This window comes from Caballeronia sp. LZ028, assembly GCF_031451415.1.
GTDB classification, from domain to species: domain Bacteria; phylum Pseudomonadota; class Gammaproteobacteria; order Burkholderiales; family Burkholderiaceae; genus Caballeronia; species Caballeronia zhejiangensis.
Genome location: NZ_JARUXN010000001.1, coordinates 1,201,337 through 1,227,093, shown reverse-complemented (window position 1 = coordinate 1,227,093; position 25,757 = coordinate 1,201,337). Strand labels below are relative to the sequence as shown.

The 25,757-nt window shown below is 64.5% G+C and carries 24 protein-coding genes; 15 read left to right on the top strand and 9 right to left on the bottom strand.

What is annotated here, in order from left to right; genetic code table 11:
* The first annotated feature begins 185 nt into the window (after positions 1–185).
* The gene (locus QCE58_RS05790) at positions 186–863 is read left to right on the top strand and encodes an SDR family oxidoreductase (protein WP_250480416.1); all 678 of its coding nucleotides are present in this window, start codon (positions 186–188) and stop codon (positions 861–863) included.
* Here the strand turns inward: QCE58_RS05790 and kdpE are convergent.
* Genes kdpE through QCE58_RS05770 form a run of 4 tightly spaced genes read right to left on the bottom strand, consistent with a single transcriptional unit; the run spans position 839 to position 3,749 of the window.
* Entirely contained in the window at positions 839–1,537 is a 699-nt protein-coding gene (kdpE, locus tag QCE58_RS05785; protein WP_008350616.1) for a two-component system response regulator KdpE, read from the bottom strand. The genes QCE58_RS05790 and kdpE overlap by 25 nt on opposite strands.
* Before the next feature lie 31 nt (positions 1,538–1,568).
* On the bottom strand, positions 1,569–2,543 hold the full coding sequence (locus tag QCE58_RS05780) for a quinone oxidoreductase (protein WP_008350618.1): 975 nt from the start codon (positions 2,541–2,543) through the stop codon (positions 1,569–1,571).
* Between the two features lie 23 nt (positions 2,544–2,566).
* Entirely contained in the window at positions 2,567–2,956 is a 390-nt protein-coding gene (locus tag QCE58_RS05775) for a methylglyoxal synthase (protein ID WP_008350620.1), read from the bottom strand.
* Positions 2,957–2,969: 13 nt separating this feature from the next.
* The gene (locus QCE58_RS05770) at positions 2,970–3,749 is read right to left on the bottom strand and encodes an SDR family oxidoreductase (protein ID WP_008350622.1); all 780 of its coding nucleotides are present in this window, start codon (positions 3,747–3,749) and stop codon (positions 2,970–2,972) included.
* A 212-nt stretch (positions 3,750–3,961) separates the two neighbouring features.
* Between QCE58_RS05770 and upp the strand changes: the two genes are divergently transcribed.
* The 9 genes from upp (at position 3,962) to rng (ending at position 12,077) form a co-directional block, all read left to right on the top strand.
* Positions 3,962–4,615 carry a uracil phosphoribosyltransferase gene (upp, locus tag QCE58_RS05765; RefSeq protein WP_008350624.1) on the top strand — a complete coding sequence of 218 codons (654 nt, stop codon included), beginning with the start codon at positions 3,962–3,964 and terminating at the stop codon, positions 4,613–4,615.
* A gap of 318 nt (positions 4,616–4,933) precedes the next feature.
* A complete protein-coding gene (locus QCE58_RS05760) occupies positions 4,934–5,662 on the top strand; it encodes a YebC/PmpR family DNA-binding transcriptional regulator (protein ID WP_008350627.1) in 729 nt (242 codons plus the stop codon).
* Between the two features lie 266 nt (positions 5,663–5,928).
* Positions 5,929–7,230, top strand: coding sequence for a phosphoribosylamine--glycine ligase (purD, locus tag QCE58_RS05755; RefSeq protein ID WP_250521014.1), 1,302 nt, complete (start codon positions 5,929–5,931; stop codon positions 7,228–7,230).
* 133 nt (positions 7,231–7,363) lie between these two features.
* Positions 7,364–8,323, top strand: a complete 960-nt coding sequence (hemF, locus tag QCE58_RS05750; RefSeq protein ID WP_034471227.1) for an oxygen-dependent coproporphyrinogen oxidase — start codon at positions 7,364–7,366, stop codon at positions 8,321–8,323.
* Positions 8,314–8,991, top strand: coding sequence for a nicotinate-nucleotide adenylyltransferase (locus QCE58_RS05745; protein ID WP_008350630.1), 678 nt, complete (start codon positions 8,314–8,316; stop codon positions 8,989–8,991). Before hemF ends, QCE58_RS05745 begins: the two co-directional genes overlap by 10 nt.
* Positions 8,992–8,993: 2 nt before the next feature.
* Positions 8,994–9,446: a ribosome silencing factor gene (gene rsfS / locus QCE58_RS05740; RefSeq protein WP_008350631.1), complete on the top strand. Its 453-nt coding sequence runs from the start codon at positions 8,994–8,996 to the stop codon at positions 9,444–9,446.
* A gap of 14 nt (positions 9,447–9,460) precedes the next feature.
* Positions 9,461–9,931: a 23S rRNA (pseudouridine(1915)-N(3))-methyltransferase RlmH gene (rlmH, locus tag QCE58_RS05735; RefSeq protein ID WP_008350632.1), complete on the top strand. Its 471-nt coding sequence runs from the start codon at positions 9,461–9,463 to the stop codon at positions 9,929–9,931.
* Between the two features lie 54 nt (positions 9,932–9,985).
* Positions 9,986–10,600: a nucleoside triphosphate pyrophosphatase gene (locus QCE58_RS05730; RefSeq protein WP_250496737.1), complete on the top strand. Its 615-nt coding sequence runs from the start codon at positions 9,986–9,988 to the stop codon at positions 10,598–10,600.
* Positions 10,601–10,607: 7 nt separating this feature from the next.
* Complete coding sequence (rng, locus tag QCE58_RS05725) at positions 10,608–12,077, top strand: ribonuclease G (protein WP_008350634.1); 1,470 nt, start codon at positions 10,608–10,610, stop codon at positions 12,075–12,077.
* Positions 12,078–12,112: 35 nt separating this feature from the next.
* Here rng and msbA read toward each other — a convergent pair whose 3' ends face one another.
* Together msbA and QCE58_RS05715 are read right to left on the bottom strand one after the other, a co-directional pair.
* Positions 12,113–13,840 (bottom strand): lipid A export permease/ATP-binding protein MsbA, encoded by a 1,728-nt coding sequence (gene msbA / locus QCE58_RS05720; protein WP_409014094.1) that lies wholly within the window; start codon positions 13,838–13,840, stop codon positions 12,113–12,115.
* A 142-nt stretch (positions 13,841–13,982) separates the two neighbouring features.
* Positions 13,983–15,260, bottom strand: coding sequence for an O-antigen ligase (locus QCE58_RS05715; RefSeq protein ID WP_250434310.1), 1,278 nt, complete (start codon positions 15,258–15,260; stop codon positions 13,983–13,985).
* Between the two features lie 158 nt (positions 15,261–15,418).
* Here QCE58_RS05715 and QCE58_RS05710 point away from each other — a divergent pair, with 158 nt between their 5' ends.
* Positions 15,419–16,414, top strand: a complete 996-nt coding sequence (locus tag QCE58_RS05710) for a glycosyltransferase (RefSeq protein WP_033536667.1) — start codon at positions 15,419–15,421, stop codon at positions 16,412–16,414.
* Between the two features lie 58 nt (positions 16,415–16,472).
* Positions 16,473–17,234, top strand: coding sequence for a glycosyltransferase family 2 protein (locus QCE58_RS05705; RefSeq protein ID WP_008350638.1), 762 nt, complete (start codon positions 16,473–16,475; stop codon positions 17,232–17,234).
* 5 nt (positions 17,235–17,239) lie between these two features.
* Here the strand turns inward: QCE58_RS05705 and QCE58_RS05700 are convergent, their stop codons facing one another.
* Both QCE58_RS05700 and dnaE read right to left on the bottom strand, forming a co-directional pair.
* Positions 17,240–18,304 (bottom strand): glycosyltransferase family 4 protein, encoded by a 1,065-nt coding sequence (locus QCE58_RS05700; protein ID WP_008350640.1) that lies wholly within the window; start codon positions 18,302–18,304, stop codon positions 17,240–17,242.
* On the bottom strand, positions 18,304–21,831 hold the full coding sequence (dnaE, locus tag QCE58_RS05695; protein WP_033536668.1) for a DNA polymerase III subunit alpha: 3,528 nt from the start codon (positions 21,829–21,831) through the stop codon (positions 18,304–18,306). Before dnaE ends, QCE58_RS05700 begins: the two co-directional genes overlap by 1 nt.
* A 210-nt stretch (positions 21,832–22,041) precedes the next feature.
* On the opposite strand from dnaE, the gene QCE58_RS05690 reads away from it, so the two are divergent.
* Positions 22,042–22,905, top strand: coding sequence for a sulfurtransferase (locus QCE58_RS05690; protein ID WP_244807851.1), 864 nt, complete (start codon positions 22,042–22,044; stop codon positions 22,903–22,905).
* On the top strand, positions 22,905–23,774 hold the full coding sequence (gene gluQRS, locus QCE58_RS05685) for a tRNA glutamyl-Q(34) synthetase GluQRS (protein WP_008350646.1): 870 nt from the start codon (positions 22,905–22,907) through the stop codon (positions 23,772–23,774). Before QCE58_RS05690 ends, gluQRS begins: the two co-directional genes overlap by 1 nt.
* Positions 23,775–23,829: 55 nt before the next feature.
* On the opposite strand, the gene QCE58_RS05680 is transcribed toward gluQRS, so the two are convergent.
* Positions 23,830–25,311 (bottom strand): DEAD/DEAH box helicase, encoded by a 1,482-nt coding sequence (locus QCE58_RS05680; RefSeq protein WP_034471240.1) that lies wholly within the window; start codon positions 25,309–25,311, stop codon positions 23,830–23,832.
* On the opposite strand from QCE58_RS05680, the gene QCE58_RS05675 reads away from it, so the two are divergent.
* Positions 25,310–25,711 carry a hypothetical protein gene (locus QCE58_RS05675; protein WP_250439437.1) on the top strand — a complete coding sequence of 134 codons (402 nt, stop codon included), beginning with the start codon at positions 25,310–25,312 and terminating at the stop codon, positions 25,709–25,711. The genes QCE58_RS05680 and QCE58_RS05675 overlap by 2 nt on opposite strands.
* Positions 25,712–25,757 lie beyond the last annotated feature (46 nt).

Here is a 25,757-nt window from a genome sequence, read left to right as displayed (position 1 = left end):
CCCAAATTGCGTGTGACCGCGGGCCTGAAAAGCTGCTTTCTTTGCCTACTTTCTTTGCAGCAGCAAAGAAAGTAGGTGCCGCCCCGCACAGGGGCAACGTTAATAGACCGACACGAAACCGGGATCCGGCGAAAGCCGAAGCCACCGACCAAAAAAGGAACCGCAAGCAAAGGAGACTTCCGCACATGAACTCGCTGAAGGTTCTGCTGATCGGCGCCCACGGCCGCACGGGCCGCCTCATCGCCGAGCGATTGCATCGGCAAGCCATGCCATTCCGCGCAATGCTGCGCAAATCCGCGCACAAGAGCGAGTTCGCGGCGATGGGCGCCGAAATCCTGCTAGGCGATCTCACCAACGACTTTTCTCACGCCTTCGATGACATCACGCATGTGATCTACGCAGCCGGATCGGCGGACAACGAAGGCGTCAACGAGGAACGCGCGATCGATCGCGATGCCGTCATGCGCACCGCCGATTACGCCAGGCGCCGCCGCGTGCAGCAGCTCGTCGTCGTGAGCGCGCTATCCGCACGTCATCCGGCGCGAAGCAGTTTTGCATTGCGCCATTACTCGCGGATGAAGCGCGAAGCCGACGAATACGTCGCGCATCGCGGTGTGCCGTTCGCGGTTCTTCGGCCAGGGCCTTTATCGGACGCGCCGCCGCGCGGGACCATCGCGCTCGCCGACGAACTCACTGAACACACGCCCGAAGTCGCACGCGCCGACGTCGCGCGCATCGCCGTGCGATGTGTGACGCTCGGCATCCGCGACCGATTGATCGCGTTCGTCGGCGGCGACGTGCCGATCGATACCGCGCTCGCTTCGCTCAGCGCGGTCCGTCACGCCACGCCGACGAGCCTGTAACCCACGCCCGTCTCCGTCACGATATGTTCCGGCTGCGCGGGATCGCGCTCCAGCTTCTGCCGCAGATGCGCCATGTAAATGCGCAGATAATGCGGGCTTTCGACATGCGACGGCCCCCACACTTCCACCAGCAATTGCCGATGCGTCAGCACTCGCCCCGCGTGACGCACGAGCGTCGATAGCAGCCGGTATTCGATCGGCGTCAGATGCACGTTTTCGGCGTGCTTCGTGACGCGGCGCAGCGCGAGATCGACGGTCACATCGCCGAAAGTCACGACCGGCGTCTCGCTCGCGGACGCCTGATTGCGCCGCCGCAAATGCGCGCGAATCCGCGCCATCAGCTCGGAAACGCCGAAGGGCTTCGTGAGGTAATCGTCGGCGCCGGCATCGAGCGCGGCGACTTTCTCCTCCTCCTGCGTGCGCGCCGACAGCACGATGATCGGCAGCTCGGTCCAGCCGCGCAGTTCGCGGATCACGTCGATGCCGTCGGTGTCCGGCAGGCCGAGATCGACGATCACGAGATCGGGCTTGCGCGTCGCGGCTTCGACGAGACCTTTCTGACCGGTGTCCGCTTCGTGGACCGTCATGCCCTGCGCTTCGAGCGACACGCGCACGAAGCGCCGAATCTGCTTCTCATCCTCGATCAGGACGACGGTAAAGGACGGCTCGCTCATCGGATAGCCGTCCGCGCGGTTTCGCGTCGCTTCACGGCAGAAGAATCGTCGAGCCGGTCGTCCTGCGCGCTTCGAGGTCTTCGTGCGCGCGCGCCGCTTCCGACAGCGGATAACGCTGGCGCACGTTCGTCTTCACTTTCCCCGACGACACGACATCGAACAGTTCCGCCGCCATCGTGTCGAGATCGCTGCGTTTGGCGATGTAGCTGAAAAGCGTCGGCCGCGTGAAATACAGCGAGCCGCGACCGGCCAGCTCCGACGAATCGAGCGGCGGCAACGGGCCCGACGAATTGCCGAAGCTCACGAAAAGCCCAAGCGGCGACAGGCAATCTAGCGACGCGATATACGTGTCCTTGCCGATCGAATCGTAGACGACAGGCACGCCCGCGCCGTTCGTGATCTCGCGCACGCGCTGCGTGAAATTCTCGCGCGTGTAGACGATCGGATGATCGCAGCCGTGCGCCTTCGCGAGCTCGGCTTTCTCGTCGGAGCCGACCGTGCCGATCACCGTCGCGCCGAGCGCCTTCGCCCACTGACACGCGAGCATGCCGACGCCGCCCGCCGCCGCGTGGATCAGCACCGTGTCGCCCGCCTTCACGCGATACGTCCGGCGCAGCAGATATTGCGCGGTCAAACCCTGCAGCATGATCGACGCGGCATCTTCGTAGCCGATCGAATCGGGCAGCTTGACGACGTAATCCGCCGACATCACGCGCTCTTCCGCATAGGCGCCCGGCGGGCGCGACGCATAGGCGACGCGATCGCCCGGCTTGAACTGCGTGATGCCCTCGCCCACCGCCGTCACCTCGCCGGCCGCTTCCATGCCGAGGCCGCCCGGCAGCGGCATCGGATACAGGCCGGTGCGAAAGTACACGTCGATGAAATTGAGGCCCACCGCATGATGCTTCACGCGGATTTCGCCCTTGCCCGGCGCGCCCACGTCCACGTCGACCCACTTCATGACTTCGGGGCCGCCTGCCTTGTCGAATCGGATTGCCTTGGTCATCGCTCGTTCGTCTCCTTTGATCTTCAGGACGCCCGCGCGAAGCGCAGACGCAAGTCGTCGAGAATCATGCGCGCCGTCGCGATGTTGGTCGCGCACGGCACGTTGTGCACGTCGCAGGCGCGCACGAGCGCGTTGATGTCGGGCTCGTGCGGCTGCGGCGTCATCGGGTCGCGCAGGAAGATCACGATGTTCACGCGCCCTTCCGCCAGTTCCGCGCCGATCTGCAGGTCGCCGCCGTGCGGGCCGGACAGCTTGCGCTCGATCTCCAGCCCGTGCGCCGCCGCGATGCGTCCGCCGGTCGTGCCGGTCGCGACGAGATTGCATTGCGCGAGCGTGTCGACGAACTCGCCCGCCAGCGTGACGATGTCGTCCTTCTTCATGTCGTGCGCGATGAGCGCGACGCGTGTGGTCATCAGAGGCTCCGTCTCAGTAGGTGCCGGGATAAGCGCCGCCGTCGATCAGCAGATTCTGACCGGTGATGTAGCCCGCATGCACGCTGCAGAGGAACGCGCATGCCTTGCCGAATTCCTCCGATGTGCCGAAGCGGCCCGCGGGCAGGCTTTGCGCACGGCGCGCCCGCATTTCGTCGATCGAAATGTTCTGCGCCTTCGCCTGCGCTTCCATCGTCACGGCGATACGGTCGGTGTCGAACGTGCCCGGCAGGAGATTGTTGATCGTGACGCCCGTCGATGCGACCTTGCGCGCGACGCCGGCGACGAAACCGGTCAGGCCCGAGCGCGCGCCGTTCGAGAGACCCAACACGTCGATCGGCGCCTTCACCGACGAACTCGTGATGTTCACGACGCGCCCGAAGCCGCGCTCGATCATCCCGTCGATGGTCGCCTTGATGAGCTCGATCGGCGTCAGCATGTTGCCTTCGAGCGCCTTGATCCACATCTCGTGCGTGAAGGTGCGGAAGTCGCCCGGCGGCGGCCCGCCCGCGTTGTTGACGAGAATGTCCGGCGCGGGACAGGCGGCGAGCGCGGCGGCGTGGCCTTCGGGCGTCGTGATGTCGCCCGCGACGGTCGTCACGGTGACGCCGTAAGTCGAGCGGATGTGCGCTGCCGTCGCTTCGAGCGTTTCCGCCGTGCGCGCGGTGATGACGAGATTCACGCCTTCGGCGGCGAGCGCTTCGGCGCAGCCGCGTCCCAGGCCCTTGCTCGCCGCGCATACCAACGCGGTGCGGCCCGCGATTCCCATATCCATCGTCTTTCCTCCAGTTGTCTTTCGTCACAGATCGTGACGTCTTCGCGCAATTCTAGAAGAATCGGGGCAGCAACGTCGGCGGCGGAAACGCCAAGGCCCGCGCGAATCTTCTTAGGCGTGCGCGGGCTTTTGGGTAAACTGTCGCCACTGTCCGCTCCCCGAGCGTCAGAGGCAGAACATCACACGAGCAGGACGCGCCGCGCGCGAGACCCATGAAACAAGACAGCCGCTTTCCCAATCTCTTCATCACCGATCATCCGCTGATCCAGCACAAGCTCACTCACATGCGCGACAAGGACACGTCGACGCGCACGTTCCGCGAGCTGCTGCGCGAAATCACGCTGCTGATGGGCTACGAAATCACGCGCAATCTGCCGCTTACGACCAAGCGCGTGGAAACGCCGCTCGTCGGGATCGACGCGCCGGTGATCGCCGGCAAGAAGCTCGCGATCGTGCCGGTGCTGCGCGCGGGCATCGGCATGTCGGACGGCCTGCTGGATCTCGTGCCCTCGGCGCGTGTCGGGCATATCGGCGTGTATCGCGCGGACGATCATCGTCCGGTCGAGTATCTCGTGCGTCTGCCGCCCGATCTCGAAGAGCGCGTCTTCATTCTGTGCGATCCGATGGTCGCGACGGGCTACTCGGCGGTGCACGCCGTCGACGTGATGAAGCGCCGCAACGTGCAAGCCGAAAACATCATTTTCGTCGCACTGGTCGCCGCGCCCGAGGGCGTGAAGGTGTTCCAGGACGCGCATCCGGATGTGAAGCTGTATGTCGCGTCGCTCGATTCGCATCTGAACGAGCATGCGTATATCGTTCCGGGTCTCGGCGACGCGGGCGACCGTCTCTTCGGCACGAGGAATTAAGCGTTCGCCGGAACCATTCCAGCCGCCGCGCGATTCTGCGCGGCGGTTTGCGTTTACGGCTTCGTTCGCGCGAATTCCACGCGATTCGACGGAATTTCGCACGGTTTGCGCCGATTTTCGCGTTCCGGCCCGTGCCACTCGGCATTGAGAGCGCACGACGCCATGCTAAAATTTCGGTCTGTTCCTATTCGGGTCAGGCCGGATCGAAACGATCCCCGAGCGAACCCGACCGCGGCCGAGCAGCGCGCGGCAGACAGACACATTCAGCACGACAGCACACTAGGCGCCCGGCAGGTCCGCGCGCGATGGAGAAAGGTAATGGCGGGTCATTCGAAATGGGCCAACATCAAGCATAAGAAAGCCGCGGCCGACGCGAAGAAAGGCAAGGTCTGGACGCGCCTCATCAAGGAAATCCAGGTCGCGGCGCGCATGGGCGGCGGCGAGATCGATTCGAACCCGCGCCTGCGCCTCGCCGTCGACAAGGCCTACGACGCCAACATGCCGAAGGACAACATCAACCGCGCGATCCAGCGCGGCACCGGCGGCGTCGATGGCGCGAACTACGAGGAAATCCGCTACGAAGGCTACGGTATCGGCGGCGCGGCGATCATCGTCGACACGATGACGGACAACCGCACCCGCACCGTCGCGGAAGTGCGCCACGCGTTCTCGAAGTTCGGCGGCAACATGGGCACGGACGGGTCGGTGTCGTTCATGTTCGATCACGTCGGCCAGTTCCTGTTCGCGCCCGGCACGCCGGAAGACAAGCTGATGGACGCCGCGCTCGAAGCCGGCGCGGACGACGTCGTGACGAACGAGGACGGCAGCATCGAAGTGGTCTGCCCGCCGAACGATTTCCAGAAGGTGAAGGACGCGCTCGAAGCCGCGGGCTTCAAGGCGGAACTCGCCGAAGTGACGATGAAACCGCAGACGGAAGTCGAATTCAGCGGCGACGACGCAGTGAAAATGCAAAAACTGCTCGACGCGCTCGAAAATCTCGACGACGTGCAGGAAGTCTATACAAACGCCGCGATCAACGAAGACTGAGCTTTCCGAGCTTCGTAGCGCAGGGGCGCGGCGGCATCGAAGTCCGCCGCGGCCTCGCATGGAACATCTTTCGCTTCGGCTGCCATGCCGGAGCAGCGCCGCACGGCCTTCGCGGCGCGGCATCGCCCGAGGAAGGCGCGTGACGCAGCCGATGTCAGCGCGAGCCGCCTTCGCGACGCCATGACGAGTGTCATACGCGCGCTTTACGGTCGATGCGCCCGCCGCTTTTTCTCAAGCCGCTTTTTGTCAGGATTTCGGGGATTCACATGAAGTTACTCGTCGTCGGTTCCGGCGGCCGCGAACATGCGCTGGCCTGGAAGCTCGCGCAATCGCCGCGCGTGCAGATCGTCTATGTCGCGCCGGGCAACGGCGGCACCGCGCAGGACGAGCGCCTGCGCAACGTCGACATCACGGATCCGGCGGAACTCGCCGATTTCGTCGAGAAGGAACATGTCGCGTTCACGCTCGTAGGGCCGGAACAGCCGCTCGCCGCGGGCATCGTCAATCTGTTCCGCTCGCGCGGGCTGAAAATCTTTGGCCCGAGCAGGGAAGCCGCGCAGCTCGAAAGCTCGAAGGACTTCGCGAAGGCGTTCATGAAGCGCCACAACATTCCGACCGCCGAATACGAGACGTTTTCCGAGCTCGCCGCCGCGCACGCCTACATCGACGCCAAAGGCGCGCCGATCGTCATCAAGGCGGACGGCCTCGCCGCCGGCAAGGGCGTCGTCGTCGCGATGACGCTGGAAGAAGCGCACGCCGCCGTCGATTCGATGCTCGCCGACAACAAGCTCGGCGACGCCGGCGCGCGCGTGGTGATCGAGGAGTTTCTGGCGGGCGAGGAAGCGAGCTTCATCGTGATGGTCGACGGCAAGCACGTCCTGCCGCTCGCGTCGAGCCAGGACCACAAGCGCCTGCTCGACGGCGACAAGGGCCCGAACACCGGCGGCATGGGCGCGTACTCGCCCGCGCCGATCGTCACGCCGCAACTGCACGCGCGCGTGATGCGCGAAATCATCCAGCCGACGGTGCGCGGCATGGAAAGCGAAGGCATCCGCTTTACCGGTTTCCTGTACGCCGGCCTGATGATCGACGCGAACGGCAATCCGAAAACGCTCGAGTTCAACTGCCGCATGGGCGACCCCGAGACGCAGCCGATCATGGCGCGCCTGAAGGGCGATTTCTCGAAGGTCGTGGAAATGGCGATCGACGGCAAGCTCGACACCGTCGATCTGGACTGGGACCGCCGCACCGCGCTCGGCGTGGTGCTCGCGGCCCATAACTATCCGGATACGCCGCGCAAGGACGACCGCATCAGCGGCATTCCCGCGGAAACCGAGAATTCAGTCACTTTCCATGCCGGCACGACGCTCACCGACGGCAAGCTCACGACCTCGGGCGGGCGCGTGCTGTGCGTCGTCGGCCTGGCGGATTCCGTGCGCGGCGCGCAATCCGTGGTCTACGATACAGTCAACCAGATCTCGTTCGACGGCATGCAGTATCGGCGCGACATCGGCTATCGCGCGCTGAATCGCAAGCAGACGGCGGAAAAACCCGGCGACAAGCATTGACACGGCGCGGCGCACGCCGCCCAAGCACCCGCGCTGCCGGACCTCGTGTCCGGCAGCGTGCTTTTGAGAGTTTCGATACGAAGGGTTAACCCCTGCCATTCAAGGCCGCCCACAGGGGCGCACGCAGCAATCGATGAGTGAACCGAACCGCAGCGCGGAACAACGCACACAATCCGACGCAGCCCACGATATCGCCGCCGTTCGCGATTATCTGAGGGGCCTGCAGACGCGCATCGCCGATGCGCTCGGCGCCTTCGACGGCACCGCCTTCGCTACCGACGCCTGGACCCGCGAGCCCGGCGCGCATCTGCGCGGCGGCGGCGTGACGCGCATCCTCGAAGGCGGCGCGTTTTTCGAGCGCGGCGGCATCGGCTTTTCGGATGTGCAAGGCGACGCGCTGCCGCCCTCGGCGAGCGCGGCGCGTCCGCAACTCGCCGGACGCGGTTTCGAGGCGCTCGGCGTCTCGCTCGTCATGCATCCGCGCAATCCGCACTGCCCGACCGTGCACATGAACGTGCGTATGCTCACGGCGACCAAAGACGGCGAAGCGCCGATCTTCTGGTTCGGCGGCGGCATGGATCTCACGCCGATCTACGGCTACGAGGAAGACGCGCGGCATTTCCATCAGGTTTGCCGCGATTCGCTCGATCCGTTCGGCGCGGAGTTGTATCCGCGTTTCAAGACCTGGTGCGACGAGTACTTCTATTTGAAGCATCGCAACGAGCAGCGCGGCATCGGCGGAATTTTCTTCGACGATTTCTCGGAGCCGGGTTTCGAGCGCTCGTTCGCGATGATGCGAAGCGTCGGCGATGCGTTCCTGAAGGCGTATCTGCCGGTCATCGAACGACGCCGCGACACGCCCTACACGGAGCGCGAGCGCGAGTTTCAGGCGTATCGGCGCGGGCGTTATGTCGAGTTCAATCTCGTGTTCGACCGCGGCACGCACTTCGGCCTGCAAAGCGGCGGACGCACCGAATCGATTCTGATGTCGATGCCGCCCGTCGCGAACTGGCGCTATGACTGGAAGCCCGCGCCCGGCACGCCGGAAGCGCGGCTGTACGAAGACTTTCTGGTGCGCCGGGAATGGCTGTGACGCCCTGCGCCAAGCGCGTCGGCCTGCTCGGCGGCACATTCGATCCGATCCACAACGGGCATCTCGCGCTCGCGCGGCGCTTCGTCGAGTTGCTGCAACTGACCGAGCTCGTACTGCTGCCCGCCGGACAGCCGTGGCAGAAGGCGGGCGTATCGGCGCCGGAGCATCGGCTGGCGATGACGCGTGCGGCGGCGGCATCGCTTTCGCTCGATGGCGTGCAGATCGTCGTCGCCACCGATGAGATCGACCGCCACGGCGACACGTACACCGTCGACACGCTCGCGCACTGGCGCGAGCGCGAAGGCGCGGACGCGTCGATCACGCTCTTGATGGGCGCGGACCAGTTGGTCAAGCTCGATTCGTGGCATCAGTGGAAGCGGCTCTTCGACTACGCGCATATTTGCGTGGAAACGCGCGCCGGCTTCGACGTCGCGACGCTGCCCGCCCCGGTCGCGGCCGAATTCGAAGCGCGCCGCGCATCGCCCGACGTTTTGCGCGGGAGTCCGCACGGTCACATGCACATCGACGAAATGCTGCTACTCGACGTATCCGCCACGGCGATCCGCGAAGAAGCGCGTTCGATGAACGGTGCGACCGACGCCCGCGCGCAGGTCCCATCCGCCGTATGGGACTATATTGTTCAACATCACCTGTACCAGACATCGTAACTATGGAACTTCAGAAGCTGCAACGCGCGATCATCGACGGTCTCGAAGACGTCAAGGCGCAAGACATCAAAGTGTTCAACACGACCCATCTGACGTCGCTGTTCGACCGCGTGGTCGTGGCGAGCGGCACGTCCAACCGCCAGACCAAGGCGCTCGCCAACAGCGTGCGCGAGAAGGTCAAGGAAGCGGGCGGCGACATCGTCAGCACGGAAGGCGAAGAGATCGGCGAATGGGTGCTGGTCGACTGCGGCGACGCGGTCGTGCACATCCTGCAACCCGCTCTGCGTCAGTACTACAACCTCGAGGAAGTCTGGGGCGACAAGCCCGTGCGCGTGAAGCTCCAAAGGCCGAACATGTTCGGCGGCGCGAGCGTCACCGCCGATGAAGACGAGGACGACGAAGACGACGCGCCCGCCGTCAAACGTCCCGCGCGGAAGACCGTGCGCAAGCACTGACACCGCTTCGTTTCATGAAGCTGGTCATCCTCGCCGTCGGACACAAGATGCCCGACTGGATCACGAATGGCTTCGACGAATACGCGAAGCGCATGCCGCCCGAACTGCGCATCGAGCTCAAAGAGATCAAGCCGGAACAGCGCTCGTCGGGACGCAATGCCGAGAGCGTGATGGCGGCCGAAAAGCAGCGCATCGAAGCCGCCTTGCCGAAGAACGCGCGCGTGGTCGCACTCGACGAACGCGGCCGCGACTGGACCACGATGCAACTCGCGAACGCCCTGCCCGGCTGGCAGCAGGACGGGCGCGACGTCGCGTTCGTGATCGGCGGCGCGGACGGGCTGCATCCGGAGGTGAAATCGCGCGCGGAACTGATGCTGCGCATTTCGAGCCTGACGTTGCCGCATGGCATGGTGCGCGTGCTGCTCGCCGAACAGCTTTACCGCGCGTGGAGCATCACGCAGAATCATCCCTATCATCGCGCTTGAGGGTGCTTCGACGCTGGATCGAATGCCCCGCGCGTCATTCGAATCCACGTCACGATGCCGACTCATCCCTACGTTTATCTCGCCTCGCAAAGCCCGCGCCGTCAGGAGTTGCTTCTTCAACTGGGCGTGCAGTTCGAACTCCTTCTTCCCCGTGCCGATGAAAACGCCGAAGCGCTCGAAGCCGAGTTGCCCGGCGAAGCCGCCGATGCGTACGTCGTGCGCGTGTGCGCGTTAAAGGCAAAGGCCGCGCGCGCGCGATTGGTCGCCGGCGGCTTCGCGTCCGCGCCGATTCTCGTCGCCGATACGACCGTCACCATCGACGGGCTGATTCTCGGCAAGCCGCTTCACGAAGAAGACGCCGTCGCGATGCTCGAACGCCTCGCAGGCCGCGAGCATGAAGTGCTGACGGCGCTCGCCGTCGTCGATGCCGATGGCGCGTTGCTGGAACCCGCGCTCTCGCGCTCGCAAGTGCGTTTTTCGAACGTCGACCGTGCTGCGCTGCAACGCTACGCGGCATCGGGCGAGCCGCTCGGCAAGGCGGGCGCGTACGGCATTCAGGGCCGCGCGGCCGAGTTCATCGAGCGAATCGACGGGTCCTATTCGGGTATCATGGGTCTGCCCCTTTTCGAAACCGCTGCTCTCTTGCGCCTGGCGCGCGTCGCATTCTAAACAGGCCATGAACGAAGAAATCCTGATCAACGTCACACCCCAGGAAAGCCGCGTCGCACTGGTTCAGCAAGGCGCCGTTCAGGAGCTTCACGTCGAGCGCACGCTTTCGCGCGGGCGCGTCGGCAACGTCTATCTCGGCAAGGTCGTGCGCGTGCTGCCGGGCATGCAGTCCGCGTTCATCGACATCGGTCTCGAGCGCGCCGCGTTTCTTCATGTGGCGGATATCTGGCATCCGCGCATCGCGGGCGAGCCGCATAACTCACAGCCGCATACGCCGATCGAAAAGATCGTCTTCGAAGGTCAGTCGCTGATGGTGCAGGTCGTGAAAGACCCGATCGGCACCAAGGGCGCGCGCCTGTCGACGCAGGTGAGCATCGCGGGACGCACGCTGGTGTATCTGCCGCAGGAGCCGCATATCGGCATCTCCCAGAAGATCGAGAGCGAAGCGGAGCGCGAGGCCGTGCGCGCGCGACTGACCGCCGTCCTGCCCGCCGACGAGAAAGGCGGCTACATCGTGCGGACCATCGCCGAAGACGCGACGAGCGAAGAACTCGCGGCCGACGTGGCCTACTTGCGCAAGACCTGGGCGACGATCGTCGCGCAAGCGCAGCGCGTGCCACCCACCACGCTGCTCTATCAGGATCTGAACCTCGCGCAACGCGTGCTGCGCGATTTCGTCAACGACGAAACCACGCGTATTCAGGTCGATTCGCGCGAGACGTTTCAAATGCTCGCGGATTTCGCCGCGGAGTTCACGCCGGCGGTGGCGTCGCGTCTGCATCATTACACCGGCGAGCGGCCGCTCTTCGATCTGTACAACATCGAGGCGGAGATTCAGCGGGCGCTGTCGCGGCGCGTCGATCTGAAGTCGGGCGGCTATCTGATGATCGACCAGACCGAAGCGATGACGACCATCGACGTGAATACGGGCGGGTATGTCGGCGCGCGCAACTTCGACGACACGATCTTCAAGACCAATCTCGAAGCCGCGCATACGATCGCGCGGCAACTTCGTTTGAGGAATCTCGGCGGGATCATCATCATCGATTTCATCGACATGGAGAATGTCGAGCATCGCGATCAGGTGCTGGGCGAGCTGAAGAAGGCGCTCTCGCGCGACAGAACGCGCGTGACCGTGAACGGCTTTTCGCAGCTCGGGCTCGTCGAGATGACGCGAAAGCGCACGCGCGAGTCACTGGCTCACGTGCTGTGCGAGCCGTGTCCGGTGTGTCAGGGCAAAGGTCAGGTGAAGACGCCGCGCACCGTCTGCTACGACGTGCTGCGCGAAATCATGCGCGAGTCGCGGCAATTCAATCCGCGCGAGTTTCGCGTGGTGGCTTCGCAGCAGGTGATCGATCTGTTTCTGGAAGAGGAATCGCAGCATCTGGCGATGCTGATGGACTTCATCGGGAAGCCGGTTTCGCTGCAGGTAGAGAGTAATTTGTCGCAAGAGCAATACGACATCGTGTTGATGTAGCCTCGCCCAGAGTCATTCGAGCGAGGCCGACTGCCTCACGCCGCCTGCTGCTGATACTGAATCCGATGCAGATGCGCGTACAAGCCGTCCTTGCGCAGCAACTCCGCATGACTGCCCTGCTCCGCGATCTTCCCCGCTTCCATCACGAGGATGCGGTCGGCGCGCTCGATCGTCGACAGCCGGTGCGCGATGACGAGCGTCGTGCGTCCTTTCATCAGCGTCTCGAGCGCCGACTGCACGTGCCGCTCCGATTCCGAGTCCAGCGCCGAGGTCGCCTCGTCGAGAATCAGGATCGGCGCGTCCTTGTAGATCGCGCGCGCGATCGCGAGACGCTGGCGCTGCCCGCCCGACAGACGCATGCCGTTGCCGCCGACGAGCGTGTTGATTCCGTCCGGCAAGGACGCGACGACATCCGCGAGATTCGCCGCCGTCAGCGCCGACATCACGCGTTCGGGGTCCGGCGTCTGCCCGTACGCGACATTCGCGGCGATCGTATCGTTGAAGAGCACGACGTCCTGGCTGACCATCGCGAGCTGGCCGCGCAGGTCGTGCAGGTTGTACTCGCTGATGGGCACGCCATCGACGAGCAACTGGCCGGCGCGCGGATCGAAGAAGCGCGGCAGTAGATTCACGAGCGTCGTCTTGCCGCTACCAGAGGGGCCCGCGAGCGCGACCATCTCGCCCGGCGCGACCTTGAACGACACGCGATCGAGCGTCGGCCGGTCGACCGAGCCATAGCTGAACGACACGTCGCGGAATTCGACTTCGCCGCGCGCGCGTTCGAGAGGCCGGCCGCCGCCAGCGGGCTCGGCCGGCTCGTCGATCAGGCCGAAGATCAGCTCGGCCGCCGTCATGCCGCGCTGCAAGGGCTGATTGATGTCGATCAGATGCTTGAGCGGCGAGATCACGAGCAGCATCGACGTGACGAACGCGACGAAGCCGCCGACCGTCGTCTGATCGTTGGCCGATTGTACGACCGCGATCGTGATGACGATGGCGAGCGCGATCGATGCGAGAAACTGCGTAAGCGGCTGCGCGAGACCACCCGAGACTTGCATGCGCATCGAGTAGCCGCGCAACCGCTGGCTCATCTCCGTGAAGCGGTCGATTTCGTACGGCTCGCCGTTGTGCACCTTGACGACTTTGTAGCCGCCGACCGTCTCCTCGACGATATACGACAGATCGTTCGTCAACGACTGATGCTCGCGATTCAGGCGCCGCAGCCGGCGGTTGATCTTGCTGACGAGCCAGCCGATCGCCGGCAGGATCACCGCGACGATCAGCGTGAGCCGCCAGTTGAGGATGAACAGATAGCCGAGCAGGAACACGACCGTGAGCGAATCGCGCACGAGCGTCACGACCACGCTCTGCAGTACGCTCAGGATCTGATTGACCTCGAAGACGATCGCGTTGATGACCGTGCTCGCGGTTTCGCGCTGAAAGAAGCCCGCGCTCGTATGGATCATGCGCTGGAACATTTCGAGCCGCAGTTGCAGCAGGATCTTGTTCGTCACGTAGGAGAGAAAATAGCCCGATGCGTATTGTGCCCCGCCGCGCACCAGCGCAAGGCCGATGACCGCTGCGGGCACGAGCCATTTCGCATGATCGCTGCTCTTCGAGCCGAAACCATGGTCGAGCAGCGGCTTGAGCAACATCGGAATGCCGGCCTCGGTCGCGGCGACGATGCCCATCGTCAGCAGGCCTAGCATCACCATGCCGAGCAGCGGACGGATATACGGCCATAGCCGTTTCATGACGGCCATGGGCGAGCTGCTTTCCTCGCCGCCGATCGGTTTGCGCAAACTTGCCTGGTTGTTCAAGAGCGTATCTCCACTTCGCACGGCGCCGGAATCGCCTGTCGCGCAAGGTTTGTTGGTTTCGTCATCAGCCAGGACGGCTCGCCGATCAGCCGATCGGACCGCGGCCCGGGTTGCCTTGCGGCTGGCGCGTGTCGTGTGTGATGACCGCGAGCAGCACGGCCCAGAAAAGCGCGATGAGCGCCGTGCTCATCACCACCGTGAACACGTCGATGCTCAAACCGAAGATGATAACCGACCCCGACACCGCGATCCCGCAATAGGCGGCCGTCGAAACGTCCCGTTGCGGCGATTTCCGATAGCGCACGAAATACAGAAGCGGCCCGAAGTAGAGCAAGGCCAGACAGACGACGCCCACCGCGCCGAGTTCGGATATCGTCGAAAAGAACTCGCTATGCGCGCGCTGATTGACGATGAAACCCGGAACTTCGCCCTTGTTCGCCATCTCTTTCAGCGACGCCTCCAGATGCCCCTTACCGACGCCCAGCAGCGGATGCGCCTCGAACAGATGGATCGACGCGCGCCAGAGCTGCAAACGTGCACCGATGGAACTGTAGGCGCCCGAGCCTTCCGAAAGCATCACGAGATCCGAGCGCGTCGCCATCACGCGTTCGCGGCCGAGCGGCGACGCGAGCAAGGCGGACATCGCCACGATCGCGACCAGCAACGCGGCGAGCCAATGTCGCCGCCGCCTGATCCAGCCGAAATTGAGCGAGCACAGCACGAGGAACAGCGGGATCGCGAGCCATCCGCCGCGCGTGCCGGACAAGTAGGATGCATACACGCCGCCCGCGAGCCCCAGAAGCTTGATCGCAATACCGACGCGTTTTACGAGCACGTTGGGGTAGTCGTCCCAGCGCATCGTCATCACTGAGAGAAAGCCGAGCAGGAGCGCCGTATTGCCGTAGGGAATCGGATTCGTATAGTCGTTGCCGAGACGATTGAGATCGTTGATCGTCATGTGCAGGTTGCTGTCGACGGCCCAGAGGCCCGCGCCGATCGCGCCCAGCGCGCAACCCCAGCCGAGCGCCTTCAGGTAGCGGACCGGGAGATTCACGAGCAGCAGAAAAATAGGCAGGCTCAGCGCCAGACGAGAAAGGCCGTCGAATTCACGCGGCAGATAGTAGCCTTCGATCGCCTGTTGCAGCGGCAGATAAACCATGAAGCACAGCATGGCTGCGGTGTACCACGGATAAGCGGTGACGAGCAGACGGCCCTTCAGCCGAAACGGCTTGCTGAATCCGGCAAAGAGCGCAATAGCGAGCAACAGGAAAAAGCAGTAACCGGTTCCACCGCGCACGATCAGTGTGGTCGCGGGCGCCAGCAAAACCATGCCGGCGATGACATAACGCAGAATTTTTTCCAAATCGATGAACCTGACATGGGTTCGACCGGCCGTTCCGGTCGCGCGCCCCGAAAACCCGCGATATTATAGCCGTTGCCGCCTGGCACGCTCTTCGCTCACGGAACGCCTGACTCGCGCCGGGAAGGCATGCCGGTCATTCCATGCGTTGTGAATCCGAAATGCCAGCGACACCTAAAACAGAGCCGGACGCACCGCTCGCCAGCCTCCTGCTCATCACGTTCAATCAGGAAGAAACCGTCGCCGACGCCATCCGCGGCGCGCTGGCCCAAACCTGGACGCCGCTCGAAATCCTCATTTCCGACGACGCCTCCGCCGACGGCACCTTCTCTGTCGCCGAACGCTGCGTGCGCGATTATCGCGGCCCGCACACCGTGCGCCTCTATCGCAACGAGAAGAATCTCGGCATCAGCGCGCATCTGAGCGCGCTCGCGGCACGCGCATCGGGGGAAATGCTCTTCATCGCGGCGGGAGACGATATCTCCCGCCCCGAGCGCGTCGAGCGCGTGATGCGCGACTGGCTCGCGAGCGACAGGCGCTACGACCTCGTCGCGACGGACCTGCAGGATATCGACGCCGACGGCAATGCGCACGGCGTGCTGCGCGTGACCGACCTCGACGGCTACCGCAGCTTCGAAGACTGGTCGCGGAACCGGCCGCACGTCGTCGGCGCGGCGCATGCCTGGGCGCGGCGTCTCTTCAACGAATTCGGGCCGATCGCGCCCGGCATCTACGGTGAGGACCAGATCATGACGTTTCGCGCGATCATGAGTCACGGCGCTCATACGCTGCATGAACCGCTCGTGCAGTACCGGCGCGGCGGACTGTCGAGAAAGCGCAAATGGCGCACGCCCGCGGATTTCGTCGCGCGCATCAAGCTGGCGAACGTCAACGGTACGGGCGAAACGAGCCAGCTCGTGAGCGATGCCGAGAAAGTGGGCGTCGGCGGCCCGATGCGCGCGCTGCTCGCGAAGAAGTCCGCGCGCGAAAGCTATGTCAGCGCGATGTTCGGCGAGCGCTCGCTCGCGCGCAAGCTCGCGCTCGTCATGGCGTCGAAAGACGTGGACTTCGGCTTTCGCGTCAAAATGTTCGTCTATGCGACGTGTCCGTGGCTGCTTTCCCCGTTCTTCTTCGTGAAGTGGCATGTGCGCGGATGAGCGCGCGAGCGTCGCGCCCGGCAGAACAACAAGGCGCTAGCGCCACTCGAAAGGCACCATGACATTTCCAACCCTCGGCATCGCCATCATCACCCACAACGCGGCCGCGCGGCTCGCGCAATGCCTGCAGGCCGTTTCCTTCGCCGATGAAATCGTCGTCGTCGACGGCGGCAGCAGCGATGCGACCGTGGGCATCGCCGAGGCGCATCGCGCGCGCGTGATCGTGGCGCGCGACTGGCCAGGCTTCGGCCCGCAGAAGAACCGCGCGCTCGACGCGCTCTCGACCGACTGGGTGCTGTCCATCGACGCCGACGAGATCGTGTCGCCCGAACTGGCCGCTTCGATCCGCGCCGCGATCACCGATCCGCAAGCCGACGTCTACGCGGTCGACCGCCTGTCGAGCTTCTGCGGCACATGGGTGAAGCACAGCGGCTGGTATCCCGACTGGATTCCGCGCCTGTTCCGGCGCGGCACGGCGCGCTTCTCGCCCGATCTCGTGCACGAGCGGCTCGTGCTGTCGACCGGCAAGCCCGTCGTGCGCCTTTCCGGCAAGCTGATGCACTACTCCTACGAGGATTTCGAAGCGGTATTGCGCAAGCTCGACGCCTACTCGACGGCGGGTGCGCAACAACGCCACGCGGCCGGAAAGCGCGGCAGCTTCGGCATCGCGGTGTCGCGCGGCGCGTGGGCGTTCGTGCGGACTTACGTGCTGCGCCGCGGCTTTCTGGACGGCAAAACCGGCTTCATGATCGCGCTATTCAACGCGCAGACGGTCTACTACCGGTTCCTGAAGCTGGCGCATCTCAACGAAGCGCGCTGATTGGCTCAGCGCTTCGCATCGATGTCACGCGCGAGATCGAGCAAAGCGCGCACATGCGACTCGACGCTCGCGTCATAGCGCACTGCGCCGGCTAGCGCGCGCGGGGCGTCGCGCCGCGCTTCGATCGCCTCCTGCACCGTGCGGCGCAGATCGTCGGCGTCGCCAGGTTTGAAGACGTGCTTCGCGTGATCTGCAATGGCGTCGCAACAGCCGATGCACGCCGGGAAGATCACCGGCGTCCCGGACATCACCGATTCGATGCCGACGAGTCCGAATGGCTCGTAGCTCGACGCAAGAATGGTGAAATCCGCCGCGCGATACGCATCTTCGATGTTCTTCGCGTAGCCGACATAGCGCACGTTCGCTGCCGGCTTCTCGGGCGCGCGGCCCGCGACGGCGATCACGACGTTCATCCCGGCGAGCGCCTTCTCGATCAGCGGCAAGCCCTTGCGCTCGTGGCTGCTCGACGGAAACAGCAGCACGGTTTCATCCGGTTCGAAGCCGAACTGCTCGCGCAGACGCGCACGCGCAGCGGCACCGACGGGCGAAAATCGCGCGCCGTCGACGGGCGGATAAAGCACGCGAATCTTGCGGATATCCACGCCATACAACGCGCGCAACTCGTCGCTCATCATGTCCGAATGCGCGACGACCACGTTCGCGTGCGCGTATTGACGCCGCTCCAGTGCGATCTGCCGCGTGTCCGAGGGTTTCTCGCGCCGCCCGGTCGCGCGCAGGAATCCGATATGGGTGCCGCCGCAAATGGCGATCTCGGAACCTTCCACGCGATTGCAGCCGATGAGCACATCGACCTTCGCCTTCTTGCGCGCACGCTTGAGCGCCCACGAGAAATACGCGTCGCGCAGCTTGCCCGGCAGAAACGACACCTTGATGCGATGCGGCTCGATCAATCGGCTTTCGGGCAGCGACGTGTCGATCTTGCGGGCGAAAAACGCGGGCTTGCGCTTGCCTTCGAAGCCCGCGGCGGCGAGGCCGCGCACGAGATCCATCGCGTAGCGTTCGAGTCCGCCGGAATGCTTGAGCGCATTCGCCGAAATGCCGATCCGCATCAGTAGACGATTTCGATCGCGCTGCCCGCGAATTCGCCGCGCAGCGCCGTGATGAGATCGTCGGTCGGCTTCACGCGCCACGCGTCGCCGAGGCGCACTTCGCCTTCGGCATGCTCGCTGCGATAGACGATGCTCACGTTCAGGCCGTTCGGAATCGGCGCGCTTTGACGCTGGCGGCCGTTCTCCTTCACGGGCATGGGCGGCGGCGCTTCCTGCGCGCCCGCCGCATGCGCTTCGAGCACGCGGCGCAGGCGCAAGGCATCGGCGTTGCCGTTCATCTCGACCTTGACCGACTGCGCGTAGCGGCTGCGCGCGCGTTCGAGGTCCATCGCCGTATCGACGGTGAAACGGATGCCGCCCGTGAACGCGTCGTTGCGCGCCATGCCCTGCACGACGAGCAGCTCGTCTTCCTTGAAGAGCGCCTTGTTCGCTTCGAACTGCTCGTTGAAGACGGTGACTTCGCATTGGCCGCTGCCATCGTCGAGATTCACGATCAGCATCTTGCCGCGCTGGGTCATCTGCGTGCGCATGGCGGAGATCACGCCCGCGATGAGCTTGTCGCGCCCTTCCTTTAGCTCGCCGATCTTCTGGCGCACGAAGCGGCGCACTTCACCCTTGTAGGCATCGAACAGATGGCCCGACAGATAGAAGCCGAGCGCGGTCTTTTCTTCCTGCAGACGCTTCTTGTCGGACCACTCGGCTTCGTCGACATACTCGTGCTTCGCGAGCGGCGCGTCGCCCATGTCGAAGAGGCCGGCTTGCATTGCGTTGGCGGCGGCCTGATCGGCGGCTTCCATCGCCATCGGGACGGAGGCGAGCAACTGCGCGCGATTCGCGTGAATCGAATCGAACGCGCCCGCGCGGATCAGCGCTTCCACCGTGCGCCGATTCACGACACGACGGTCGATGCGCTCGCAGAAGTCGAACAGATCGACGAACGGGCCGTCTTCGCGCGCACGCAGAATCTCTTCGATTGCGTTCTGGCCGCTGCCTTTCACCGCACCCAGGCCGTAGCGAATGGTTTTCGAGCGCTTGCCATCGGCTTCCGCGACCGGTTCGAAGCGATACGCCGACTGGTTGATATCGGGCGGCAAAACCGCCATGCCGTTCGCCAGGCAGTCTTCGAACAGGATCTTGACCTTGTCCGTGTCGTCCATGGCGAGCGACATGTTGGCGGCCATGAATTCCGCCGGATGATGCGCCTTCAGCCACGCCGTGTGATACGCGAGCAACGCATACGCCGCCGCGTGCGACTTGTTGAAGCCGTAGCCGGCGAACTTCTCCATCAGGTCGAAGGTCTCGTCCGCCTTCTCGCGCGTGAGGCCGTTCTTCGCCGCGCCTTCCGCGAAAATCTCGCGATGCTTGGCCATTTCCTCGGGCTTTTTCTTGCCCATCGCGCGACGCAGCAAGTCCGCGCCGCCGAGCGAGTAGCCGCCGATGATCTGCGCCATCTGCATCACCTGCTCCTGATAGACCATGATGCCGTAGGTCTCTTTCAGAACAGGTTCGACGCGCGGATCCGGATATTCGACGATCTCGCGCCCGTGCTTGCGCGCGCAGAAGCTCGGGATCAGGTCCATCGGGCCCGGCCGATACAACGCCACCAGCGCGATGATGTCCTCGAAGCGGTCCGGCTGCGCGTCCTTCAGCATGCCCTGCATGCCGCGGCTTTCCAGCTGGAACACGGCGACGGTGTTCGCTTTCTTCAATATCTGGAACGAGGCCGGATCGTCGAGCGGAACCTGCGCGAGGCTCCAGTCCTTCTTCGACGGATCGAGGCGGCGAATATAGCGCTCCGCCCAGTCCAGAATCGTCAGCGTGGTGAGGCCCAAAAAGTCGAACTTCACGAGGCCGACGGCTTCGACGTCGTCCTTGTCGTACTGACTGACGACGCCGCCGTCTTCGCCTTGCGTGTAGAGCGGGCAGAAGTCCGTGAGCTTGCCCGGCGCGATCAGCACGCCGCCCGCGTGCATGCCGACGTTACGCGTCAACCCTTCAACGCGCTGCGCGAGTTCGAGCAGTTGATGCACTTCGTCTTCGGAATCGAAGCGTTCCTGAAGCGTGGGCTCTTCCTTCATCGCGTCCGCGATGGTCACGTGCTTGCCCGGCTTGAACGGAATCAGCTTCGCGACGCCGTCGGTGAACATGTAGCCGAGATCGAGCACGCGGCCGATGTCGCGCACCGCCGCCTTCGCCGCCATCGTGCCGAAGGTCGCGATCTGCGACACGGCATCCGCGCCGTACTTGCCCTTCACGTACTGAATGACGCGGTCGCGCCCTTCCTGACAGAAGTCGATGTCGAAGTCGGGCATCGACACGCGTTCCGGGTTCAGGAAGCGCTCGAACAGCAGGTTGTAGCGCAGCGGATCGAGATCGGTGATGCCGAGCGCGTACGCGACGAGCGAACCCGCGCCCGAGCCCCGCCCCGGACCGACCGGCACGCCATTGTTCTTCGCCCACATGATGAAGTCGGCGACGATCAGGAAGTAGCCCGGAAAGCCCATCTTGATGATCGTGCCGCATTCGAAATCGAGGCGCGCGTAGTACGTTTCGCGCTGCGCGCTGCGTTCGGCTTCATCGGGATAAAGCTGTTGCAGACGGACTTCGAGGCCTTCCTTCGACAACTGCACGAGGTAGTCGTCGAGCGACATGCCGTCGGGCGTCGGGAACAGCGGCAGCTTCGGCTTGCCGAGTTCGAGCGTCAGATTGCAGCGCTTCGCGATCTCGACAGTGTTCGCGAGCGCCGACGGAATGTCCGCGAAGAGCGCGCACATCTCGTCCTGCGTGCGGAAATACTGGTCCTGCGTGAAGCGCTTCTGCCGACGCGGATTCGCGAGGATATCGCCTTCGGAGATGCACACGCGCGCTTCGTGCGCGGTGAAGTCGTCGGGCGTCATGAACTGCATCGGATGCGTCGCGACGACCGGCAACTTCAGCTTAGCCGCGAGCTTGACCGCTTCCTGCACGTAAGCCTGCTCGCCCGGCTGACCGGCGCGCTGCAGTTCGATGTAGAACGCGTTCGGAAAGAGCTTCGTCCAGCGCTCGGCGTTGCGTTGCGCGGATTGCACGTTGCCCGCCGCGAGCGCCATGCCGATATCTCCGCCCTGCGCGCCCGAAAGCGCGAGCAGTCCCGTTGCGAGCCCTTCTTCGAGCCATTCGACCATCACCTCGGCGCGGCCGCGATACTGGTTCGTGAGCCACGCGCGGCTCAACAGCTCGCACAGGTTGAGGTAGCCCTGTTTGTCGCGAACGAGTAACAGGAGGCGCGAAGGCTTGTCGCGATCGGCGGGATTGGTAATCCAGACGTCGCAACCGGCGATGGGCTTCACGCCCATGCCGCGCGCTTCCTTATAGAAGCGCACGAGACCGAATGCGTTGCCGAGATCGGTCAGCGCGAGCGCGCCTTGCCCGTCTTTTGCGGCAGCCTTGACGACGTCGTCCAGCCGCACGATGCCGTCGGCGATCGAGAATTCGGAGTGGACGCGGAGATGAACGAAGCGGGGATCTGACATGGCGGTATTGTACATGCGGGCCATCGGCTGAACCGGCGCCGAAGGGCGCGTTAGCCGAACGGATAAGGCCCGCGCCGCGCCCGGAATTGCGCGTGCGCAAGGCTTCGCGACGCGACAGCGGGAATCCGGCGAAGATGCGGGCCGTTTGCGGGATAATACGTGTTTTGCGCGCGATTTTTGCCCGCACTTTTTACCCGTCACAGCCGTTTTGCGCGTCATCCGATCATGAGCATCCTGAATCTCTCCGCCTATAAATTCGTCACCATCGAAGACGGCCCCGCGTGGCGGCCGCTCGTCACCGAACGCTGCAACGCGCTCGGTCTGAAGGGCACGATTCTGCTGGCGCCGGAGGGCATCAATCTGTTCATCGCTGGGCCGGTCGCCGAGGTCCGCGAGTTCATCGACTACATCCGCACGGACGCGCTCTTCGGCGGCCGCTTCGCCGATCTGCAATTCAAGGAAAGCCTTTCCGCGAAGCAGCCGTTTCGCCGCATGCTGGTGAAGCTCAAGCGCGAAATCATCACGATGAAGAAGCCCGCGATCAGGCCGGAACTCGGCCGCGCGCCGTCCGTCGACGCGCCCACGCTCAAAGCCTGGCTCGACCGCGGCCACGACGACGAAGGCCGTCCTGTCGTGATGCTCGACACGCGCAACGCATTCGAGGTCGATGTCGGCACGTTCGACAACGCGCTCGACTACCGCATCACGAAGTTCAGCGAGTTTCCTGAAGTGATCGAGCAGAATCGGGCGGATCTGGACGGCAAGACGGTCGTGTCGTTCTGCACCGGCGGGATTCGCTGCGAGAAAGCCGCGATTCACATGAAGGAAGTGGGCATCGAGCATGTTTATCAGCTTGAAGGCGGCATTCTGAAGTATTTCGAGGAAGTCGGCGGCGCGCACTACAACGGCGAGTGCTTCGTGTTCGATTACCGCACGGCGCTCGATCCGAACCTGCAGCCGACCGCAACCGCACAATGTTTCGGCTGCCGCGCGGTGGTGTCGGTCGAAGATCAGCAGTCGCCGTTCTACAAGCCGGGCGAGGCGTGCCCGGCGTGCCATCCCGACGCGAAGGTCGGCGCCGCCGCGTAATGATTTATCGGGGACGATTTGCGCCCTCACCCACCGGCCCGCTGCATGCGGGCTCGCTCGTCAGCGCGCTCGCGAGTTTTCTCGATGCGCGCGCGCACGGCGGACGCTGGATCGTGCGCGTCGAAGATGTCGACGCACCGCGCACGGTTCCCGGCGCCGCCGATGAAATCCTCGCGACGCTCGAACACTTCGGCATGCACTCGGACGAGCCGCCCGTCTGGCAGAGCGCGCGCGGCGACGCGTATCGCGCCGCGTTCGAGCGTCTTCAGGCGACGGGTCTCATCTATCCGTGTGGTTGCACGCGCCGCGAAATCGCCGACTCGCTGGTGAACGCCCACGCGCGCCATGCGACGCTCGCCTATCCGGGAACGTGCCGCACCGGCCTGCACGGCAAGCCCGCGCGCGCGTGGCGGCTGCGCGTGCCGGACGGCGACGCGGCAGTCGTCAGGTTCGTCGATCGCTGGCAAGGCGCGCAGACGCAGGATCTCGCGACCGAAGTCGGCGATTTCGCGCTGAAACGCGCCGATGGACTGTGGGCCTATCAGCTCGCGGTCGTCGTCGACGATGCCGATGCCGGCATCACCCACGTCGTGCGCGGCGCCGACCTGCTCGATTCGACCGCGCGGCAAATCTACTTGCAGCAGTGCCTTGGCGTGCCGACGCCGGAATACCTGCATGTGCCTGTGGTCAACAACGGCATCGGCGAAAAGCTGAGCAAGCAGACGGGCGCGGCGCCGCTCGATCGCAACGCGCCGCTCGATGCGCTCGTCGAAGCGGCGCGGCATCTGGGCATCGAAGCGCCGGCCGCATCGCTGGAAACGTTCTACAGCGCCGCAACGGCGGAATGGGCGAAGCGTTTCGCGCGCTAGACGCAAAAAAGGCAGCCGCGCGGGCTGCCTCTTTCGATTCGAAGCGCAACGAAAATCACGACTTGCGCGGCATGCCCAGACCGCCGAGCAACGCCGCGAGCGGCTGCTTCGGCGCGCTCTTGCGCTCGGGCTCGACCGTTTCTTCCTGACGCTTCATCGCCGAGGGCGACGGCTCGTACGGCTTTAGGAAAAATTCGTCGATGGGCTGCTGACGGCCGCGCGGGCGATCGTGCGTGCCCGTCGTGCGGCGGCGCGGACCCGACTCGTCGCGCGGCGAATGCCGATGCTCCGTGCGCTCCGGTCGACCGAATCGCTCGTCACGACGCGGCGCCGATGCGTCGCGGCGCGCGCGAATCGTCACTTCGAGCGGCTCGACCTGGAGCGGACGCTTGATCAGCTTCTCGATGTCGGCGAGCTGCTTGCGCTCGTTCGCGCTGCACAGCGACAGCGCATCGCCCGATGCGCCCGCGCGCCCGGTCCGGCCGATGCGGTGCACGTAATCTTCCGCGTTGAACGGCAGATCGAAGTTGATGACCGCCGGCAATTCGGCGATATCGAGACCGCGCGCGGCGACGTCGGTGGCGACGAGCGCCTCGATCTCGCCGCGCTTGAACGCATCGAGCGCCTGCATGCGTTCGCTTTGCGAGCGGTCGCCGTGGATCGCCGTCGCGACGATGCCGTCCTTCTCCAGCACGCGCGCGAGGCGGCTCGCGCCGATCTTGCTATTGCAGAAAACGATCACCTGCTTCAGTTCGCGCTCGCGGATGAGCTGCGCGACCGCGCCGGATTTGTCGCTTTCGTGCACTTCGTAGACGATCTGGCGCACATTCGCATTCGTCGAATTGCTGCGCGCGACTTCGATCGTCTGCGGATTGCGCAGATACGTGGACGCGAGCTTCTTGATTTCCGGCGAGAACGTCGCCGAGAACAGCAGCGTCTGACGTTCCTTCGGCAGCAGATTCAGGATGCGCTGGAGATCGGGCAGAAAGCCCATGTCCAGCATGCGATCGGCTTCGTCGAGCACGAGCATCTGAACCTGACCGAGATTCACCGTCTTCTGCTGAACGTGATCGAGCAGACGGCCCGGCGTCGCGATCAGGATCTCGACGCCACGGCGCAACGCGTCGGACTGCGGATTCATGTCGACGCCGCCGAACACGACCGTGCTGCGCAGCGGCGTGTGCTTCGAGTACGTCTGCACGTTGGCGGCGACCTGGTCAGCGAGCTCGCGCGTCGGCGTGAGCATCAGCGCGCGCACCGGATGACGCGCGGGCGAGGCACTCGTGTTCGCGCTCGGCAAGAGCCGCTGGATGATCGGCAGCGAGAAACTCGCGGTCTTGCCGGTGCCGGTCTGCGCGGCGCCCATGACGTCGCGGCCCGCGAGGACGACGGGAATGGCCTGCGCCTGAATCGGCGTGGGCGTCGTGTAGCCGGACTCGCGCACCGCTTTCAGGATGTCGGCGGACAAACCGAACTGGTCGAACGTCGGCGCTGCGGCCGGTGCGGTGGACGTGTTCGTGGCGACGGAATCGGACATGGTGACTATATTGGCTTTCGCTAAAATGCCGCACGATGCGGCGCGCGTAAAAAACTCGGTCGGTTGTTTCGGTCGATCGTCGCGATCGGTTGCTTACGCGGATGGTTTCGTTGGTGCACGCGGCGCGTCGGTCAAGCGCAAGGTGCGCGCGCTGGACGGGGCGGCCGGTCAATCGAGCATCACGCCCCGCTCATTGCTCTGTTTCGATCCGCGTGCCGGCGTTCCGATGGAACACGGCTTCGATGACGCCTTCAAGGCACGCGGCATCGCGCGATCTGTCTTCCAAAGCGGCCGGGCGCTCGACGCCCAGTGCCCGCTCAAGCGGCATCGAACGGCGATGCCGGAAATTCTGGACTCGATCCGGCCGCGATTTTTACAGCCGGAAAGCCGCACATTGTAGCACCGCGCGCCGAAGCGCTCCGGCGGCGCGAGAGCGCACCCGGAGC

Coding starts and splice junctions, on each gene's coding strand:
- QCE58_RS05790 (WP_250480416.1), top strand. CDS start 186: ATGAACTCGCTGAAGGTTCTGCTGATCGGCGCCCACGGCCGCACGGGC.
- kdpE (WP_008350616.1), bottom strand. CDS start 1,537: ATGAGCGAGCCGTCCTTTACCGTCGTCCTGATCGAGGATGAGAAGCAG.
- QCE58_RS05780 (WP_008350618.1), bottom strand. CDS start 2,543: ATGACCAAGGCAATCCGATTCGACAAGGCAGGCGGCCCCGAAGTCATG.
- QCE58_RS05775 (WP_008350620.1), bottom strand. CDS start 2,956: ATGACCACACGCGTCGCGCTCATCGCGCACGACATGAAGAAGGACGAC.
- QCE58_RS05770 (WP_008350622.1), bottom strand. CDS start 3,749: ATGGATATGGGAATCGCGGGCCGCACCGCGTTGGTATGCGCGGCGAGC.
- upp (WP_008350624.1), top strand. CDS start 3,962: ATGAAACAAGACAGCCGCTTTCCCAATCTCTTCATCACCGATCATCCG.
- QCE58_RS05760 (WP_008350627.1), top strand. CDS start 4,934: ATGGCGGGTCATTCGAAATGGGCCAACATCAAGCATAAGAAAGCCGCG.
- purD (WP_250521014.1), top strand. CDS start 5,929: ATGAAGTTACTCGTCGTCGGTTCCGGCGGCCGCGAACATGCGCTGGCC.
- hemF (WP_034471227.1), top strand. CDS start 7,364: ATGAGTGAACCGAACCGCAGCGCGGAACAACGCACACAATCCGACGCA.
- QCE58_RS05745 (WP_008350630.1), top strand. CDS start 8,314: ATGGCTGTGACGCCCTGCGCCAAGCGCGTCGGCCTGCTCGGCGGCACA.
- rsfS (WP_008350631.1), top strand. CDS start 8,994: ATGGAACTTCAGAAGCTGCAACGCGCGATCATCGACGGTCTCGAAGAC.
- rlmH (WP_008350632.1), top strand. CDS start 9,461: ATGAAGCTGGTCATCCTCGCCGTCGGACACAAGATGCCCGACTGGATC.
- QCE58_RS05730 (WP_250496737.1), top strand. CDS start 9,986: ATGCCGACTCATCCCTACGTTTATCTCGCCTCGCAAAGCCCGCGCCGT.
- rng (WP_008350634.1), top strand. CDS start 10,608: ATGAACGAAGAAATCCTGATCAACGTCACACCCCAGGAAAGCCGCGTC.
- msbA (WP_409014094.1), bottom strand. CDS start 13,840: ATGGCCGTCATGAAACGGCTATGGCCGTATATCCGTCCGCTGCTCGGC.
- QCE58_RS05710 (WP_033536667.1), top strand. CDS start 15,419: ATGCCAGCGACACCTAAAACAGAGCCGGACGCACCGCTCGCCAGCCTC.
- QCE58_RS05705 (WP_008350638.1), top strand. CDS start 16,473: ATGACATTTCCAACCCTCGGCATCGCCATCATCACCCACAACGCGGCC.
- QCE58_RS05700 (WP_008350640.1), bottom strand. CDS start 18,304: ATGCGGATCGGCATTTCGGCGAATGCGCTCAAGCATTCCGGCGGACTC.
- dnaE (WP_033536668.1), bottom strand. CDS start 21,831: ATGTACAATACCGCCATGTCAGATCCCCGCTTCGTTCATCTCCGCGTC.
- QCE58_RS05690 (WP_244807851.1), top strand. CDS start 22,042: ATGAGCATCCTGAATCTCTCCGCCTATAAATTCGTCACCATCGAAGAC.
- gluQRS (WP_008350646.1), top strand. CDS start 22,905: ATGATTTATCGGGGACGATTTGCGCCCTCACCCACCGGCCCGCTGCAT.
- QCE58_RS05675 (WP_250439437.1), top strand. CDS start 25,310: ATGGTGACTATATTGGCTTTCGCTAAAATGCCGCACGATGCGGCGCGC.
- QCE58_RS05680 (WP_034471240.1), bottom strand. CDS start 25,311: ATGTCCGATTCCGTCGCCACGAACACGTCCACCGCACCGGCCGCAGCG.